This is a genomic window from Bacillus sp. 5B6 (genome assembly GCF_000259405.1).
In the GTDB taxonomy this organism is placed as follows: domain Bacteria; phylum Bacillota; class Bacilli; order Bacillales; family Bacillaceae; genus Bacillus; species Bacillus velezensis.
Genome location: NZ_AJST01000001.1, coordinates 1,886,048 through 1,900,622, shown reverse-complemented (window position 1 = coordinate 1,900,622; position 14,575 = coordinate 1,886,048). Strand labels below are relative to the sequence as shown.

Genomic DNA, 14,575 nt, shown 5'->3' with positions numbered 1-14,575 from the left:
TATAATAGTACAACAAAAGACAGTCATCAGGAGGGGAAACCCATGAAATCCTTTTATCACTATTTGATGAAATACAGGCATCCCAAGCCGCAGGACGCAATCAGCCAGTTTGCAAATCAGGCATACGAAGATCACGGCTTTCCGAAAACGTCAAGCGATTATCACGAGCTCAGTTCTTATTTAGAACTGAGCGCCGACTATTTAGAAACGATGGCGACATTTGATGAAGCTTGGGAAAAATATGAGACCGAGGTGCATCACGCCTGAAGAAAAACCGCACATTGTGCGGTTTTTTTCTGTTGAAATCACTCGCTTATGAGGTACCATATGAGCAAATTCCGCAACGCCGTCCGTTTTGATCAGCACGTAAACAAATCTTCCTGACGGCACGTATCATAAGGCAGTAGAATGTATAGCTGCAGAGTTCACCGGATCAGCCTGCTGCCGGCGGGTCCCGGGTAAGGAGCCTCTTTTCACGGAGAAATAATCAAACATTTAAATGAAGTGAGGGGAATCAAATGATCCATTAGGTAAGACTGATGAGGCAATGACGTTTGGAAAAGGGGATTTTATGTGACAAGGTTGAAGCGGATTGAAGTTGTGCCTTCATTGAAAGCCGAATGCCTTGGGGCCGGGTATTTTCCTTTGCGTCATAGAGAAAAAACAAAAACTCATAAAAAATAGAAGCTTTTTGTTTCAGCATTGTTACTGCTCGGTCGATCGAGAGCGGAATGTCATCGGACGCTTCTGTTACGGTAAGTGAAAAAACGACAAGCATATTGCGGTTTTTGACATTTTGAACAGGTACAGAAATAGATATTTCCTGTGGTTTTCATGCCCATGCGAAATTATGGCGGCCGGCATACGATAGCGTATGATAGTCCGCGGCAAGGGGGAGACAGCATGAAGCCAGATAAACCGAAATTTCAAGTGGGAGACATCGTGGTCGTCGTGATGTACGGAACCGTCGGCACCATTACGAAGGTTCATCAAATTGATAAACATTATCTTTACGAAGTCAATCATAATGAAGTGCTTTATTTTGAATCGTCCATCCAGCTTTATAAAGATTATGAGGGCGTGATCGTCGATATGGAGAAATTGGATATTGAATATGAATTTCTGATCGGCGACGTCGTATATGTAAAGGACTACGGAAAGGAATTATTCCGTGTCATCGGTCACAGAACTGAAATATGGAGATATTTAGAGGATGGCTGGGAGGATATTATTTATGAGCTGACTCGGCTGAAAGACGGAGAGTGGCTTGAAACGGAGGAAGAGGATCTCACGCTGGTTCTGAGAAAATATGAAATGGATCAGTTTGTGCATCAGCTGCTGTTTGTCCACTATGTTGGGGAAGCATCTCATGAGATCGGCGAGGATACCGTCGCGTCTGCTCTTCTTCAGTTTGAAGGCGATGCTGATGATCCCGATGCCCTGCATGTGCTGGCGGTATCGATTGTAGATGAGCTGCTTGATATTTATAACGATTATAAGATTCTTTATCATTTGTTCGGTGACGAAGAATATAAAGATATGATGAATTTTGTGCTGGAAAGCCTGCGGGAGCATTTCAGCTAGCCGGCAAAAAAACGGACGGTGACATATAAAAACCAGGGCAGACAGCCGGCAAAGATTACAAACGACATTCCTTTCAGCACTTTTTCCAATACGATATCAAATCCATCTCCGTCCAATAAAGCCATCATTTTCGTCATCATCTTTTCTCCCTCCGGGGCTTGTTTTTTAAAAGTATATGAGCGGACAAAACGTTTAGAACTTTCGGGTATAATTTGAACGGTTTTTTCATAAAACATAAAAAAGGAGGCGGTGTTTGCATGAAAGAAATAGATCTTGTGATTGACACAGAAGAAATAGCTGATTATTTTTACAGTCAGCTTGCTATGCGCGGGTACATACCGAGTGAAGAGGAAATCTTCGAAATAGCCGACATCACCTTTGATTATTTATTAGAAAAATGTATGATAGACGAAGAGCTTGATGAAGACTGAAACTGCGGAACCGAAGTGAAAAAGCTTCGGTTTTTTCAATCAGCTCGGGAGAATGAAACTTGGGGGGAAAACGTTGTACAAGCCAGCAAGTCTTTTCGCATTGTTTATTCTGCTCGCAGCAGCGATCCGGATAGAAGCCGTCCGGGTTTTTGATGAGCGTGTGATAGAAGCGGCTGTCAGGATCAGGGCTGCCTGGCTGAATGAATTGATGTTATGGATAACGGAGCTCGGCACGACCGCGGTGCTTTTGCCGCTTCTTCTTTTGACAGGCGCGGCTCTGTATATGTACAAAAAAATGCCGGATGTTGTTTTTTTGCCGCTTCTCTTTCTCATTGAACGGATTGTAAACATAAAAATAAAAGAATTGATTGAAAGGGCCAGACCCGCTTTTGAACCGCTCGTGCATGAAACCTCATACAGTTTTCCGAGCGGCCACTCCATGAATTCGGCAGTGGTGTATCCCGTCATCGCTTACTTTTTGATCAAGCATGTTCCGTTTTTTACGAAAAGAAAGCGGACCGTCACCGTCTTTACCGGAGTTCTCGTCATTCTGATCGGACTCAGCAGAATTTATTTGGGCGCGCATTTTCCGACGGATGTCCTTGCCGGATTCAGTCTCGGGCTTTGCCTCGTTTCGATTTTTGCGCTCTTTGACGAAAAGTATCATCCGTTTCGACAAAAATAGAGACAGGAGAAATGAGAAAAAACGCTAATACTATTAAGAAATAAGAGGGAGGGATCTTGATGCTGTTATCGCTGCCCGTGTTTAAAAAAAAGACTTGTGCCTATGATGTGACGATTTTTCAAACACCCCGCTACGGCGAGAAAAAGGGATACAGGGTCGTCTATCGGACAGAGCTGGCCGCTGACAATCATCAAGACGCACTGGAAAGGGCATTTTCTGTTTTTAATGTGCCTGATACGGTCCCAAACGACTATCAAGCCAGATTCATAGCGACCGGAGATGTCATACTCATAGACGAAGGAAGAAAAGGAAAGACCTATTACAGGCTTAACCCTGCGGGATGGAGCAAAATTAACCGGCTGCTCGTCCAGCCGAGGTAAGACGGGGCCGGCTGAATCTTCAGCCGGCTTCCGTATTGTCTGGGAAAGACAGTGTTAAGGCTTCCGTTTAGCGGCGGAATGCTCTTTTCCATGCGCTTCATCAGCTGCAATGACGTCTGAAACGGGCACGTGATTGTTCTTTTTCTGGCCGGTCACCCGGTTGCGCTGTTTTTTGCCCATTATGTTCACTCCTTTTTCTTTAGGCTTGTCATCCCGCATATTCTGCCCAAGATCGCCCTGATCATGCTGATGATTGTCTCTTACCGTTATTCAGTGTACAATGGGTGGGAGTTTGAATAGGCAGGAGGAATAGGAAATGAGTGTACATATAAACGCAGAAAAAGGCCAAATTGCGGATACAGTGCTTTTGCCGGGAGATCCGCTCCGAGCGAAATTTATTGCGGAAACTTATCTTGAAAATGTGGAATGCTATAATGAAGTCAGAGGAATGTACGGGTTTACGGGTACATATAACGGCAAAAAAGTATCAGTCCAAGGCACCGGCATGGGTGTTCCGTCTATCTCTATTTATGTGAATGAACTGATTCAAAGCTATGATGTTCAAAACTTAATCAGAGTCGGCTCATGCGGAGCCATCCGTAATGACGTGAAGGTGCGTGACGTGATTTTGGCTATGACGTCTTCAACGGATTCACAGATGAACCGTGTCGCCTTCGGCAGTGTAGATTATGCTCCTTGCGCAGACTTCGAACTGCTTCATAAAGCGTACCAGGAAGCGCAAAAAAACAATCTTCCCGTAGCGGTCGGAAGCGTATTCACCGCCGATCAGTTTTACAATGAAGACTCCCAAATCGAAAAGCTTGCCAGATACGGCGTTCTCGGCGTAGAGATGGAAACGACTGCTTTATATACGCTTGCCGCTAAATACGGCAAAAAAGCGCTGTCTATCCTGACTGTAAGCGATCACGTGTTAACGGGAGAAGAAACAACGGCAGAAGAGCGTCAAACGACTTTTCATGATATGATTAAACTGGCGCTGCATACTGTATCGTAAACTTGAGATGAGGGTTATGCTGATTAAAGCAGCCCTCTTCTTTATGCATCGCCCTGATTCAAAAAAAGAAAGGTAAGTGTAAAATGAAGAAATCCACTAAATGGTTTTCGCTCGCTGCCGCTCTCAGCGTAACCGCAATCGTGGGAACCGGCTGCAGCATTTCAGGCGGCGACAGCCACAAGGACACAAAAACAGCAGCTGAAACAAAACAATCAGATGACACATCAAGCAAAAAAACAACGAAGGCAGAAAACAGCGATTTTGTATTGGAGAGCAAATATTTTAATGATATTAAAGAAGTGAACGGGCTTGAGACCATTCAAAACCCGACAAATACCCTTGCGCTCGTGAATAAGACATACACGCTGCCGGGAGATTATAAACCGAATGATCTCGTGATCCCGAAAGTCGAATTTTCTTTTACTGAGAAAATCGAGAAACGATATATCCGCAAACCTGCCGCCGATGCTTTGGCGGAACTATTCAGCGCAGGGAAAAAAGAAGGTTATGACCTGGTTGCCGTTTCGGGATACCGCTCTTATGACAGACAGAAAGTTATTTTCGATAATGAAGTCAGTCTGAAAGGTGAAAAAAAGGCGAAAGAAGCCGTCGCATACCCAGGGCAAAGCGAACACCAGACGGGGCTGGCCATGGACATTTCCAGCAAAAGCAACGGATATGAGCTGAATGAAGCGTTCGGAAACACGGCAGACGGCAAATGGGTGAAAGACCATGCGTATGAATACGGCTTTATCATCCGCTATCCTAAAGGCAAAGAAAATGTCACAAAGTATGAGTATGAACCATGGCATTTACGCTATGTAGGCAAAAAAGCGGCAAAAGCCATCCATGACCATCAATTAACGCTTGAAGAATATTTTAATGAAGTAAAGAAAGTGTAATAAGAAGAAGCCCGCTTGAACAATAGAAAGCGGGCTTTCTTTATTACCAGAAGAGTAAACCTCCAAGCGCAAATCCGGTAATCAAACCAAGGCCGATACCGTAGGCTGCTCCCCAGCCTCCCCAGCCTCCCCAATAGCCGAACCCGTATCCTCTGTGACGGCCGCCGACAGGGGCGATATACACTTTGCTGTTAGTCACCCGTACGATTCTTCCGACGTGGACTCTGCCGTTTCGTTCTGTAATTCTTGCTACTTTTCCCTGGTGCTGCCGGCAAAGATGATAATAGTTTTGCATCTTTTCTCCTCCTATCCAACCTATCTTTCTATGTCAGCTTATGATAGAGTGCGGTAAAAAGGTTGGACGAAAACAGGAGGACAATCGCCGTTTTACTTGTAAGCGACAAAAGCGCAGTGTCCCATATATTCACGATACGTCTGCATAAGCTCGTAATGAGCCGTCAGCGTATCGTAGTGAACCGGCTGAATAACGGGCGATAAATCCATTTCTGTAGTCGGCTCCTGCGCGTTGTTTTCATAGAGAGCGGGAATGAAATCCGCTTTCTGAAAGCCTTGCTGAAGCAATCTCTGTTTCCATGCCATTTCATCTTGCAATACGGTAAAACCGTAGAAGTCTTTTATCTGCGTGATGGCGTTTTCCGGCATGGGCTTTTGTAAAGCAGCTTCAATGCCGATCAGCATACCCCCGGGTTTAAGGACCCGCAGGATTTCAGACAGCGATGAATCAAGATTTGAAAAGGTGAGAACTGATTCGGAAAGAACGGCGGAAAATTGATTTTCAGCAAACGGAAGCCGCTCAAGCTCCGCCAAATAGCCCGGAATGGTTAAGCCTTCAGCGGCAAATCGCTTTGCTGCTTTTTCAAGCATAAGGGGATCCTTATCAACACAGGTGACGGGGTACAGCAGGTGGCCGAGATAAGCGGCCGTCTGTCCCGTTCCGCAGCCGGCGTCAAGAATCGGTTCGCCAGGAGGAGGAGCCGCTTTTGTGAGAACGGCTTTGGAAAAAGCGAGCCCGCCGGGGTGAGCCCCTCCGACTCCGAATAAGGACAGCATTTCTAAATATTTGCTCAAAGGCCGAATCCTCCTTTTTTCCTCAGCATATGTTGAGAGAAAAGCATAGGTTTGGGTAAACGGGAAAGAAGGGCGCCTCACGTTTGAAGTTGACGAATGAGCGTTCGTCTATGATAATAATGTAAGAATAAAAAGGTGGTGTTTTCTTGAAGCGGCAATTTAAACTGTTTTTTATTATATTGATCACTGCGGTCGCAGCCTCGGCGCTTACGTTGTTTATCACGGGCAATACGACCATTTTCGGACAAGGCTCGGCTGCTTTGACGAACAGCAAATTTGAGAAATTCAATAAAGCCTACGAGCAGATTAAAAGTGATTACTATCAAAAAACAGATGACAGCAAATTAGTAGACGGAGCGATAAAAGGCATGATCAGTTCCCTGGATGATCCATATTCTTCTTATATGGACCCGCAGGAAGGAAAGTCTTTTGAAGAAACAATTTCCGCTTCGTTTGAAGGCATCGGCGCACAAGTGGAAGAAAAGGACGGAAGCATCCTGATCGTATCGCCGATTAAAGGGTCACCCGCAGAAAAAGCGGGGGTTAAACCGAATGACCAGATCTTGAAGGTCAACGGCAAAAGCGTTAAAGGCCTTAATGTAAACGAAGCCGTCGCATTAATCCGCGGCAAAAAGGGAACAAACGTCAAGCTTGTGCTGCACAGAGCGGGTGTCGGCGATCTGAACCTGTCGATCAAACGTGACACAATCCCGGTTGAAACGGTGTACTCTGAAATGAAAAAAGGAGACATCGGCGAAATCCAAATCACATCCTTCTCCGAATCGACGGCAAAAGAGCTGAATTCAGCCATTGACAGCCTCGAAAAACAAGGAGCGAAAGGATACATTCTCGATTTAAGGGGCAACCCGGGCGGACTGATGGATGAAGCCATCAAAATGAGCAACATGTTTATCGATAAAGGGAAAAATATCATGCAGGTCGAATACAAAGACGGCACGAAAGAGGTCATGAAAGCGACGAAAGAGCGCAAAGTGACAAAACCGACAGTCGTCCTCGTCAATGACGGCACCGCGAGCGCCGCGGAAATCATGTCGGCTGCGCTGCATGAATCATCGGGCATTCCGCTGATCGGCGAGAAAACGTTCGGAAAAGGAACCGTGCAGACGGCAAAAGATTACAGCGACGGTTCTACCGTTAAACTGACAATCGCAAAATGGCTGACAGCGGACGGAGAGTGGATTCATAAAAAAGGAATCAAACCGCAATATCAGGTTAAGCTTCCTGAATATGCGAACCTGCCGTATTTAGATGCGAAAAAAACATACAAATACGGGGATTCCGGAACGACCGTCACAAATGCGCAAAAAATGCTGAAAGCGCTGGGGTACAGCGTGAAAGTAAACGGCACGTATGATAAAGCATTTGAACAAGCCGTTAAACAATTCCAAGCAAAAGAGAAACTGAAACAAACAGGCATTGTAACGGGAGACACAACGGCAAAATTGATGACGGATCTGCAAAAACAGCTTGCGGACAACGATACACAAATGAAAAAAGCCGTTGAAACATTAAATAAGAATATGAAATAGTAAAAAACACCCGATGCGTCGCTCACGCATTGGGTGTTTTCTGTTTGCGAAAAGCCCGTCTTATGTCGTTTCCTGTTCAAAAAGGTGGCTGTTCGCCTGAATGAAAAACTGTGATTGCTCATAGTGATAGGTGACTTTTGAGTAGTCAAACGGCTGGCCGTTGGTTAAATGAAAAATCGTTTCAACGCAAAGCTTAGGCGCTCCTGTAAACAGCCCTAAGTACTCCGCTTCTTCCTCATTTAACATCCCCGCGTACAGATATAAATCTGAAAAACCGCGCTTTAACCTGAGACCTTCTCGAATATAATCAAATATTGATTCTGCCACGATCTCTTTATTCAAATACGTAATAATCGATTTGTTGTAAAATGACTCTTCGATACACAATGTCAGCCCGTCAATATATCGGATTCGCTTGACATAATACACGTCGCCGTCAGGCGGCATATTCAGATTTTGGGCAGCCTCAGGCGTGGGTTTTCTCACTTCCAGCGCTAATAATTTGGAAGTGACATTAAAATCTTCAAGTGATTCTTTAAATCCCTGATTAGAAAGCAGACTGATATACCCTTTTCTTTTATTCCGTCTGACAAAAATGCCGCTTCCTCTGACTTGAAACACAATTCCCTTTTTTTCTAATAAATCTAAGGACTTGGTGATCGTGCTTTTGCTCACGTTAAACCGGGTCATTAAGGTTTGCAGCACAGGCAGTTTATCCCCCTGCTGCAGCTGATGTTCTTCTATGTATTTTTCAATATCTATCGCGATTTGCTGGTATTTTAACATATACATTCCTCATTCATTTATTGTTCCGCTTCTTTCAGAATTATAGCATAATCGTTTTTAAAAGCCATTTCGTAAATTAACTATAATTGTTTATGTATTGATAAATTATACCGGTACAATTATAATATAAACGTATAATATGAAAATAAAGGCAGGATTTCTTCTACACTTGCGAAGCGGATGCTTGAAGCTGCTGCAGTGCATTTATTCGGCATGCAAGCGGCAGTCAAATAAAGGAGGATATAAACGATGGGGACATTGCCAAAAGATTTTTTATGGGGAGGCGCTCTCGCCGCCCACCAATTTGAAGGGGGATGGAATAAAGGCGGAAAGGGGCCGAGTGTAGTGGACGTCATGACGGCAGGCGCGCATGGTGTGCCTCGGAAAATAACAGATACAATTGAAGAGCGGGAATTTTATCCGAATCATGAAGCGATCGATTTTTATCATCGTTATAAAGAGGACATCGCATTATTCAGCGAGCTGGGTCTGAAATGTTTAAGAACGTCCATCGGCTGGAGCAGAATTTTTCCTAAAGGTGATGAAGCCGAGCCTAATGAGGAAGGATTGGCTTTTTACGACCGGGTGTTTGATGAATTGCTGAAACATGGGATTGAACCGGTAATCACGCTGTCACATTTTGAGATGCCGCTGCATTTGGCGAGGGAATACGGCGGTTTCAGAAACAGAAAAACAGTCGGATTTTTTGTAAAATTCGCTGAAGTGTGTTTTGAACGCTATAAACATAAGGTGAAGTATTGGATGACGTTTAACGAAATCAATAATAAGATGGATGTGAATAATCCGATCTTTTTATGGACGAACTCAGGCGTCGCCGTCAAAGAAAACGAAAACGCAAAAGAAGTCATGTATCAGGCCGGCCATCACGAACTGCTGGCAAGCGCATTGGCTGTTTCGAAGGGAAGGAAAATCAATCCCGAGTTCAGGATCGGCGCCATGGTATCACATGTTCCGATTTACCCGTACTCATCTCATCCCGATGATGTGATGCTGGCTGAAGAAACGATGAGACAGCGTTTTTTCTTCCCGGACGTGCAGGTTCGCGGATATTATCCAAGCTATGCGTTAAAAGAATTTGAAAGAGAGGGCTATCAGATACACTTTGAAGACGGTGATGAAGAGATTTTGAAAAACGGCCGAGTGGACTACCTCGGATTCAGCTATTACATGTCTACAACCGTAAAAAGTGATGTATCAAACGATAATACCGGGGATGTCGTGAACGGAGGATTGCCAAACGGCGTGGACAATCCTTATATTACAGCGAGTGATTGGGGCTGGGCGATTGACCCGACCGGTTTACGGTACACATTAAACCGCTTATACGACCGCTACCAGATTCCATTATTTATCGTGGAAAACGGATTCGGCGCCATCGACACATTAGAAGAGGACGATACAATTCATGACACTTCAAGAATTGAATATTTATCGTCACATATAAAAGCTTTGAAAAAAGCAATCACATATGATGGTGTAGATGTAATGGGCTATACACCATGGGGAATTATTGATATCGTGTCATTTACAACCGGAGAAATGAAAAAACGCTATGGCATGATTTATGTTGATCGGGATAATGAAGGCAACGGTTCAATGAGGCGGCTTAAGAAAGACTCATTTGAATGGTATAAAAAAGTGATTGAAACAAACGGTTCATATGTATCCTAAAGGTGTAAAAAGGGAAGGCTTCACCGTTGTGTGAAGCCGGCTTTTTATCAGTAATTTTGAAAGCGCATTCATTTAAGCGGGAAGGAGGTGACTGTCCGGCTTTTCATTTAGAATCGCTTATAAAAATAAGGAAAGGGATGGTGGTTCATGTTTTTTAAAAAAGGTCTGCACATGACGCTGGTTTTTCTTATGTTTTTCTTTTTCATATCAAGCAGCATGGAAACCGAAGTGTATGCGGCTGATCGGAAGGCTTCAGACAAAAACAAAGTAAGGGTATGGTTCAGTTCTGAAAAAGATCCGGCTTCCCGTACGTGGTATGACGGGCCGCTGGAAGTGAAATACGCCTTAGACGAACAAACACCGCTTACATTGACAAAAAAGAAGGCTTCTGACTCCGCCGCTGTGTATATTGATCCGTCGCGCCGCTATCAAAGTGTGTTAGGTGTAGGATCGTCCCTGGAAGAATCCACAATCCATAATTTATCAAAAATGACACCCGCAAAAAGAAAGGAAGTGCTGAAAAAACTGGTTGATCCCAAAGATGGTATCGGAATGGACGTTATGCGCATAACGATCGGGACATCTGATTTTACGGCACAGGAATTTTATACGTATGATGATATGCCTGAAGGCCAAACAGATCCTAAGCTCCGTCATTTCTCGATCCAAAAGGATATTGATTTACACATTACAGCAACCATCAAGGAAGCGCTGGCGATAAATCCGGAACTTAAAATCATTGCCTCGCCGTGGAGCCCGCCGGCTTGGATGAAAACGAATGAAAACCTCAAGCGGGGAAAGCTGAAAGATAAATATATCGGCGCACTGGCCGTTTACTTCCGCAAATTTATTGAGGCGTACGAAAAGCAAGGAATTCCGATTTATGCCATGACCCTTCAAAATGAACCTTTGCTGGAAATCGACTATCCGAGCATGTATATGCCGCCGTCTCAGCAGCGTAAACTGGCACTGGCCTTAAAAAAAGAAATGAAAAAACACGTAATTGACACGAAAATTTGGATTTATGATCACAATGCGAGCGGGGCGTGGAACTATATTCCGCCGATTTTAGATGATAAAAAAGGAAACCGGGCGGCAGACGGCATCGCTTTTCACGATTATGACGGTGACCTTTCCGTCATGTCGGAAATCGGAAAGAGATATCCTGATCAATCTATTCACTTAACGGAGCGGTCTGTCTGGGGGACGGCAGGGGCGGACCGGATCGCGCAGTATTTCCGCAACGGCGCGTCGAGCTACAATGCGTGGGTGACGATGCTCGACAGTCAAATCAAGACGCATCATTGGATAGGCACCCCAGACCCGACGCTGTTTATTCAGGATGCCAAAAACCCTGACCGCTATTGGAATATCCCGATCTTTCATATGACAGGCAACTTTTCAAAATTTATCGACCGGGGAGCAAAGCGGATAGAAAGTAATTACGGCTCCAAAAACACAGTCTCGAATGTATCGTTCCTTAATCCTGATCAATCCATTGTGACAGTCGTAATCAACCAGACATCCGCCGATCAAAAATTCCATGTCGTTTCAGAAAATCGGCAGTTTGAAGCTGTCATTCCGGCTAAAACTGTGGCTACCTACAAATGGAAGTGAAAAAGGTAAAAAACCGGCACATTTACGTGCCGGCTTCTTTCTGTTAAGCGCCTTTTTGGTTCAGTTGATCAGAAGGCGCTTTATTGAATAAACCGTCTTTGACGGCGTTTGAAGCCGCTTTTTTTACAAAAAACGGGTTAAGGATAATAACGGCTGCCATGTTAGCGGTCAAACCCCAAAAGCCTTCATATATACCGTGGGCGGATTGGGTGATATTTACCGTGAATGTCACGATAAGACCGACGAGAAGACCGATAATTGTTGCTTCTTTCGTTTGATTCTTCCAAAACAGACTGACGGCGATAGCCGGAAAGATCTGAACCATGCCGGAAACACCGAGAAGCTGAAGGGTAACGAGCGCAGTCGGGAACAGCATGCCGAATAAAAGTGCGAGCCCGATGACGACAAATACCATTGAACGGGTGATCATCGTCAGCTTGCTTGGTGACACATTCGGGTGAATCAAATCCCGATATAAGTTATTGGCAAATAAGTTTGATGCTCCGATGGCCATGATAGAGCAGGGAATCAATGACGCAAGGGCAATCGTGGAGTAAGCAAAGCCCTGCGCGACTCCGCCGTAAGACGTTTGAATCAGCTTCAATAAAGCGAGCCGCGGATTGGTATCTTCCGGCAGGACAAGAAACGCGATAAAGCCGAGAAAAATAACAAGAATCAAAACAATATTATAAAGCGGCAGAAACATGCTGTTTTTGCGGACGGCATCTGCGCTTTTTGCCGTAAATACGCCGGTTGCCGCATGCGCCCACATAAAGAGCGCCAGCGCAGATACGATGGAAGCTGTGATAAACCAAGGAATTCCTTTCGGCCCCGAATCCGGGATCGTCAGCATTTGCGGCGCCTTTTCAGCCAGAGTGTGAATCATCGGCGTCCAGCCGTGAAAATGGATCAGCGGGAGTGAGACGACCATAAAAAGCATAATCACCCACACCAGAATGTCTTTAATAATCGCAGTAAAGGTCGGCCCTTTTATTCCGCTGAAAAAAGTATACAGCGCTACAAGAATAAAAGAGATGATGACGACCATATTGACATTAATGACACCCGTTCCGGCCACCTGAAGCGTATCTTGAATTCCGCTCAGCTGGAGACAAATATAAGGAATAAGCATAAGAACGCCGACAATGGCGACAAGACTGGCCAAAAGTTTACTGTCAAAACGCTCACGGGCATAATCGGCAAGCGTCGTTAATTTGTGTATTTTTGCCACTTTCCACAGCTTCGGCAGAAAGAAATAAGCGATAAAATACGCCAAAACAGAATACGGGATTGCAAAAAAAGCAACGCTTCCCCCTGTGTAGGCTGTGCTTGTTAAGCCTAAAAACGTATAAGCCGTATAAAGATCCGCGCCGACTAAAAACCAGACGAGGAGCCCCCCGAACCGTCTGCCGCCGACAGACCATTCCTCAACAGAAGTGCGAGATGATTTGTCTCTCCCGGCTATAAAGCCGATGCAGACAACGGTTAAAACGATGATGGCTGTAATGATCAATGCTGTTATATTTGCGGGCATCAGTCCAGTCCTCCTTGTTTCTTCTGCAGCCTATAAATAAGAAACGAACATAATGGAGTGACTGCGATCCATAAAAGCAGCCAGAAATGAAAAAAAGGCAGCCCGATAATGATCGGATGAACCCGATTAGCGGCTGACAGCAGGGCCAGCTGGCTGAAAGGGATTAAGATGAGAACGAAAATTAGTGCTTTTCTGACCATTTACTTTCCTCCTGAAACTTGATAATGCTCCTTATCATAGCAGGTGTCAGATAAGATCACAAGATATTTTTCAGAAAAAAAAGAATTCTATTACTTTTTTAACTGAAACACTTTAGTTGCATCTTCATTCATATTAAATTAGAATAGTTAATATCTCGAAATCAAGATATTTAGGAGTGAATACGTTGGATACACAAGGATTGCACCATGTTACCGCATTTGCAAAAGATCCTGCTGAAAATCTTCGGTTTTATACTGAAGTGCTGGGTTTGCGGCTCGTTAAAAAAACCGTTAATTTTGACGACCCGGCCACTTATCACTTTTATTTCGGCAACCAAAACGGAGAGCCGGGCACGATTATTACATTTTTCCCTTTTCAGGGAAGCCGCCCGGGAACCGTGGGAAAAGGGCAGGCCGGAAGAATTTATTTCTCCGTGCCGAAAGGAGCACTCGCGTTTTGGAAGCGTCGGCTTGAAGAAAACGGCTTGTCTGTAAAAAAACAGATCATGCTGTCTGAACAAGTGCTTCTCTTTAATGATACAGAAGACCTGCCGCTTGCCATAATGGAAGATGAAAGAAGCGGACAGAGTGAATGGACTCCTGCGGATATTACTGAAAAAGAAGCGATCACAGGCATGAGAGGTGTTCTTCTGTACTCGTACCGTCCTGAAGCAACCATTCAATTTCTCATAGAACGCTTCGGTTATTCAAAGACAGGAGAAGAACATCAGATTGTCAGGCTGCAATCGGAGGCGCGGATCGGACATATTATAGATGTTGACCTTGCGCCGAAAGAAACAGGTATCGGCGGTTACGGGACAGTTCATCATGTCGCTTTCCGCACTAGTGAAAAAGAGCAGGCGGAGTGGAAGGATATTCTTGCTGATTCTCATCTTGCTTCATCTGACATTCTTGACAGGTCTTACTTCACATCAATTTATTTCAGGGAAAGCGGCGGCATTTTATTTGAAATGGCAACCGATGAACCGGGCTTTATGACGGATGAATCCTTTGAAAATCTCGGAACAGAGCTGAAGCTTCCGGAATGGCTGGAAGAGCATCGCAGCCAGATTACAGCTGTTCTGCCCAAAATGGAGAAAGGAGAATGAT

At 44.7% G+C, this 14,575-nt stretch carries 18 protein-coding genes; 11 read left to right on the top strand and 7 right to left on the bottom strand.

The annotated features are described in order from the left end of the window. Positions 1 to 42: 42 nt before the first annotated feature. Together MY7_RS08730 and MY7_RS08720 are read left to right on the top strand one after the other, a co-directional pair. The gene (locus MY7_RS08730) at positions 43 to 267 is read left to right on the top strand and encodes a YozE family protein (RefSeq protein WP_007407941.1); all 225 of its coding nucleotides are present in this window, start codon (positions 43 to 45) and stop codon (positions 265 to 267) included. 636 nt (positions 268 to 903) lie between these two features. After that, positions 904 to 1,584: a hypothetical protein gene (locus MY7_RS08720; RefSeq protein ID WP_003153690.1), complete on the top strand. Its 681-nt coding sequence runs from the start codon at positions 904 to 906 to the stop codon at positions 1,582 to 1,584. Here the strand turns inward: MY7_RS08720 and MY7_RS19755 are convergent. Continuing rightward, positions 1,581 to 1,724 carry a hypothetical protein gene (locus tag MY7_RS19755; protein WP_012117771.1) on the bottom strand — a complete coding sequence of 48 codons (144 nt, stop codon included), beginning with the start codon at positions 1,722 to 1,724 and terminating at the stop codon, positions 1,581 to 1,583. The two genes, MY7_RS08720 and MY7_RS19755, sit on opposite strands and share 4 nt — an antisense overlap. Positions 1,725 to 1,841: 117 nt before the next feature. Here MY7_RS19755 and MY7_RS19165 point away from each other — a divergent pair, with 117 nt between their 5' ends. The 3 genes from MY7_RS19165 (at position 1,842) to MY7_RS08705 (ending at position 3,080) form a co-directional block, all read left to right on the top strand. Further along, the gene (locus MY7_RS19165) at positions 1,842 to 2,015 is read left to right on the top strand and encodes a YozD family protein (RefSeq protein ID WP_003153696.1); all 174 of its coding nucleotides are present in this window, start codon (positions 1,842 to 1,844) and stop codon (positions 2,013 to 2,015) included. Between the two features lie 73 nt (positions 2,016 to 2,088). Beyond that, positions 2,089 to 2,700 (top strand): phosphatase PAP2 family protein, encoded by a 612-nt coding sequence (locus MY7_RS08710; RefSeq protein WP_029326148.1) that lies wholly within the window; start codon positions 2,089 to 2,091, stop codon positions 2,698 to 2,700. A gap of 59 nt (positions 2,701 to 2,759) precedes the next feature. Continuing rightward, positions 2,760 to 3,080: a YodL domain-containing protein gene (locus tag MY7_RS08705; RefSeq protein WP_003153700.1), complete on the top strand. Its 321-nt coding sequence runs from the start codon at positions 2,760 to 2,762 to the stop codon at positions 3,078 to 3,080. Positions 3,081 to 3,134: 54 nt separating this feature from the next. On the opposite strand, the gene MY7_RS19555 is transcribed toward MY7_RS08705, so the two are convergent. Beyond that, positions 3,135 to 3,260 (bottom strand): hypothetical protein, encoded by a 126-nt coding sequence (locus tag MY7_RS19555; RefSeq protein ID WP_003153701.1) that lies wholly within the window; start codon positions 3,258 to 3,260, stop codon positions 3,135 to 3,137. Positions 3,261 to 3,396: 136 nt separating this feature from the next. Between MY7_RS19555 and deoD the strand changes: the two genes are divergently transcribed. Together deoD and MY7_RS08695 are read left to right on the top strand one after the other, a co-directional pair. After that, complete coding sequence (deoD, locus tag MY7_RS08700; RefSeq protein WP_003153702.1) at positions 3,397 to 4,095, top strand: purine-nucleoside phosphorylase; 699 nt, start codon at positions 3,397 to 3,399, stop codon at positions 4,093 to 4,095. Positions 4,096 to 4,178: 83 nt separating this feature from the next. Next, complete coding sequence (locus MY7_RS08695) at positions 4,179 to 4,997, top strand: M15 family metallopeptidase (RefSeq protein WP_007407945.1); 819 nt, start codon at positions 4,179 to 4,181, stop codon at positions 4,995 to 4,997. A 43-nt stretch (positions 4,998 to 5,040) separates the two neighbouring features. Here MY7_RS08695 and MY7_RS08690 read toward each other — a convergent pair whose 3' ends face one another. Both MY7_RS08690 and MY7_RS08685 read right to left on the bottom strand, forming a co-directional pair. Continuing rightward, on the bottom strand, positions 5,041 to 5,292 hold the full coding sequence (locus MY7_RS08690) for a hypothetical protein (RefSeq protein ID WP_007612011.1): 252 nt from the start codon (positions 5,290 to 5,292) through the stop codon (positions 5,041 to 5,043). 92 nt (positions 5,293 to 5,384) lie between these two features. Next, complete coding sequence (locus MY7_RS08685) at positions 5,385 to 6,086, bottom strand: class I SAM-dependent methyltransferase (protein WP_007612010.1); 702 nt, start codon at positions 6,084 to 6,086, stop codon at positions 5,385 to 5,387. 146 nt (positions 6,087 to 6,232) lie between these two features. Between MY7_RS08685 and ctpA the strand changes: the two genes are divergently transcribed. Further along, the gene (gene ctpA / locus MY7_RS08680; protein ID WP_007612009.1) at positions 6,233 to 7,636 is read left to right on the top strand and encodes a carboxy-terminal processing protease CtpA; all 1,404 of its coding nucleotides are present in this window, start codon (positions 6,233 to 6,235) and stop codon (positions 7,634 to 7,636) included. Positions 7,637 to 7,696: 60 nt separating this feature from the next. Here ctpA and MY7_RS08675 read toward each other — a convergent pair whose 3' ends face one another. Continuing rightward, the gene (locus MY7_RS08675; protein ID WP_029326149.1) at positions 7,697 to 8,422 is read right to left on the bottom strand and encodes a GntR family transcriptional regulator; all 726 of its coding nucleotides are present in this window, start codon (positions 8,420 to 8,422) and stop codon (positions 7,697 to 7,699) included. A gap of 249 nt (positions 8,423 to 8,671) precedes the next feature. Between MY7_RS08675 and bglA the strand changes: the two genes are divergently transcribed. Together bglA and MY7_RS08665 are read left to right on the top strand one after the other, a co-directional pair. After that, positions 8,672 to 10,114 (top strand): 6-phospho-beta-glucosidase BglA, encoded by a 1,443-nt coding sequence (gene bglA, locus MY7_RS08670; RefSeq protein ID WP_007612005.1) that lies wholly within the window; start codon positions 8,672 to 8,674, stop codon positions 10,112 to 10,114. Between the two features lie 147 nt (positions 10,115 to 10,261). Beyond that, positions 10,262 to 11,731, top strand: a complete 1,470-nt coding sequence (locus MY7_RS08665; protein ID WP_007612002.1) for a glycoside hydrolase family 30 protein — start codon at positions 10,262 to 10,264, stop codon at positions 11,729 to 11,731. Positions 11,732 to 11,774: 43 nt separating this feature from the next. On the opposite strand, the gene MY7_RS08660 is transcribed toward MY7_RS08665, so the two are convergent. Together MY7_RS08660 and MY7_RS08655 are read right to left on the bottom strand one after the other, a co-directional pair. Then, positions 11,775 to 13,265 (bottom strand): sodium:solute symporter family protein, encoded by a 1,491-nt coding sequence (locus MY7_RS08660; RefSeq protein WP_007612001.1) that lies wholly within the window; start codon positions 13,263 to 13,265, stop codon positions 11,775 to 11,777. Further along, entirely contained in the window at positions 13,265 to 13,465 is a 201-nt protein-coding gene (locus MY7_RS08655; RefSeq protein WP_007612000.1) for a DUF3311 domain-containing protein, read from the bottom strand. The genes MY7_RS08660 and MY7_RS08655 overlap by 1 nt, the downstream gene beginning before the upstream one ends. 185 nt (positions 13,466 to 13,650) lie before the next feature. On the opposite strand from MY7_RS08655, the gene MY7_RS08650 reads away from it, so the two are divergent. Further along, a complete protein-coding gene (locus tag MY7_RS08650) occupies positions 13,651 to 14,574 on the top strand; it encodes a ring-cleaving dioxygenase (protein WP_007611998.1) in 924 nt (307 codons plus the stop codon). Position 14,575 lies beyond the last annotated feature (1 nt).

Coding starts and splice junctions, on each gene's coding strand:
- MY7_RS08730 (WP_007407941.1), top strand. CDS start 43: ATGAAATCCTTTTATCACTATTTGATGAAATACAGGCATCCCAAGCCG.
- MY7_RS08720 (WP_003153690.1), top strand. CDS start 904: ATGAAGCCAGATAAACCGAAATTTCAAGTGGGAGACATCGTGGTCGTC.
- MY7_RS19755 (WP_012117771.1), bottom strand. CDS start 1,724: ATGATGACGAAAATGATGGCTTTATTGGACGGAGATGGATTTGATATC.
- MY7_RS19165 (WP_003153696.1), top strand. CDS start 1,842: ATGAAAGAAATAGATCTTGTGATTGACACAGAAGAAATAGCTGATTAT.
- MY7_RS08705 (WP_003153700.1), top strand. CDS start 2,760: ATGCTGTTATCGCTGCCCGTGTTTAAAAAAAAGACTTGTGCCTATGAT.
- MY7_RS19555 (WP_003153701.1), bottom strand. CDS start 3,260: ATGGGCAAAAAACAGCGCAACCGGGTGACCGGCCAGAAAAAGAACAAT.
- deoD (WP_003153702.1), top strand. CDS start 3,397: ATGAGTGTACATATAAACGCAGAAAAAGGCCAAATTGCGGATACAGTG.
- MY7_RS08695 (WP_007407945.1), top strand. CDS start 4,179: ATGAAGAAATCCACTAAATGGTTTTCGCTCGCTGCCGCTCTCAGCGTA.
- MY7_RS08690 (WP_007612011.1), bottom strand. CDS start 5,292: ATGCAAAACTATTATCATCTTTGCCGGCAGCACCAGGGAAAAGTAGCA.
- MY7_RS08675 (WP_029326149.1), bottom strand. CDS start 8,422: ATGTTAAAATACCAGCAAATCGCGATAGATATTGAAAAATACATAGAA.
- bglA (WP_007612005.1), top strand. CDS start 8,672: ATGGGGACATTGCCAAAAGATTTTTTATGGGGAGGCGCTCTCGCCGCC.
- MY7_RS08665 (WP_007612002.1), top strand. CDS start 10,262: ATGTTTTTTAAAAAAGGTCTGCACATGACGCTGGTTTTTCTTATGTTT.
- MY7_RS08660 (WP_007612001.1), bottom strand. CDS start 13,265: ATGCCCGCAAATATAACAGCATTGATCATTACAGCCATCATCGTTTTA.
- MY7_RS08655 (WP_007612000.1), bottom strand. CDS start 13,465: ATGGTCAGAAAAGCACTAATTTTCGTTCTCATCTTAATCCCTTTCAGC.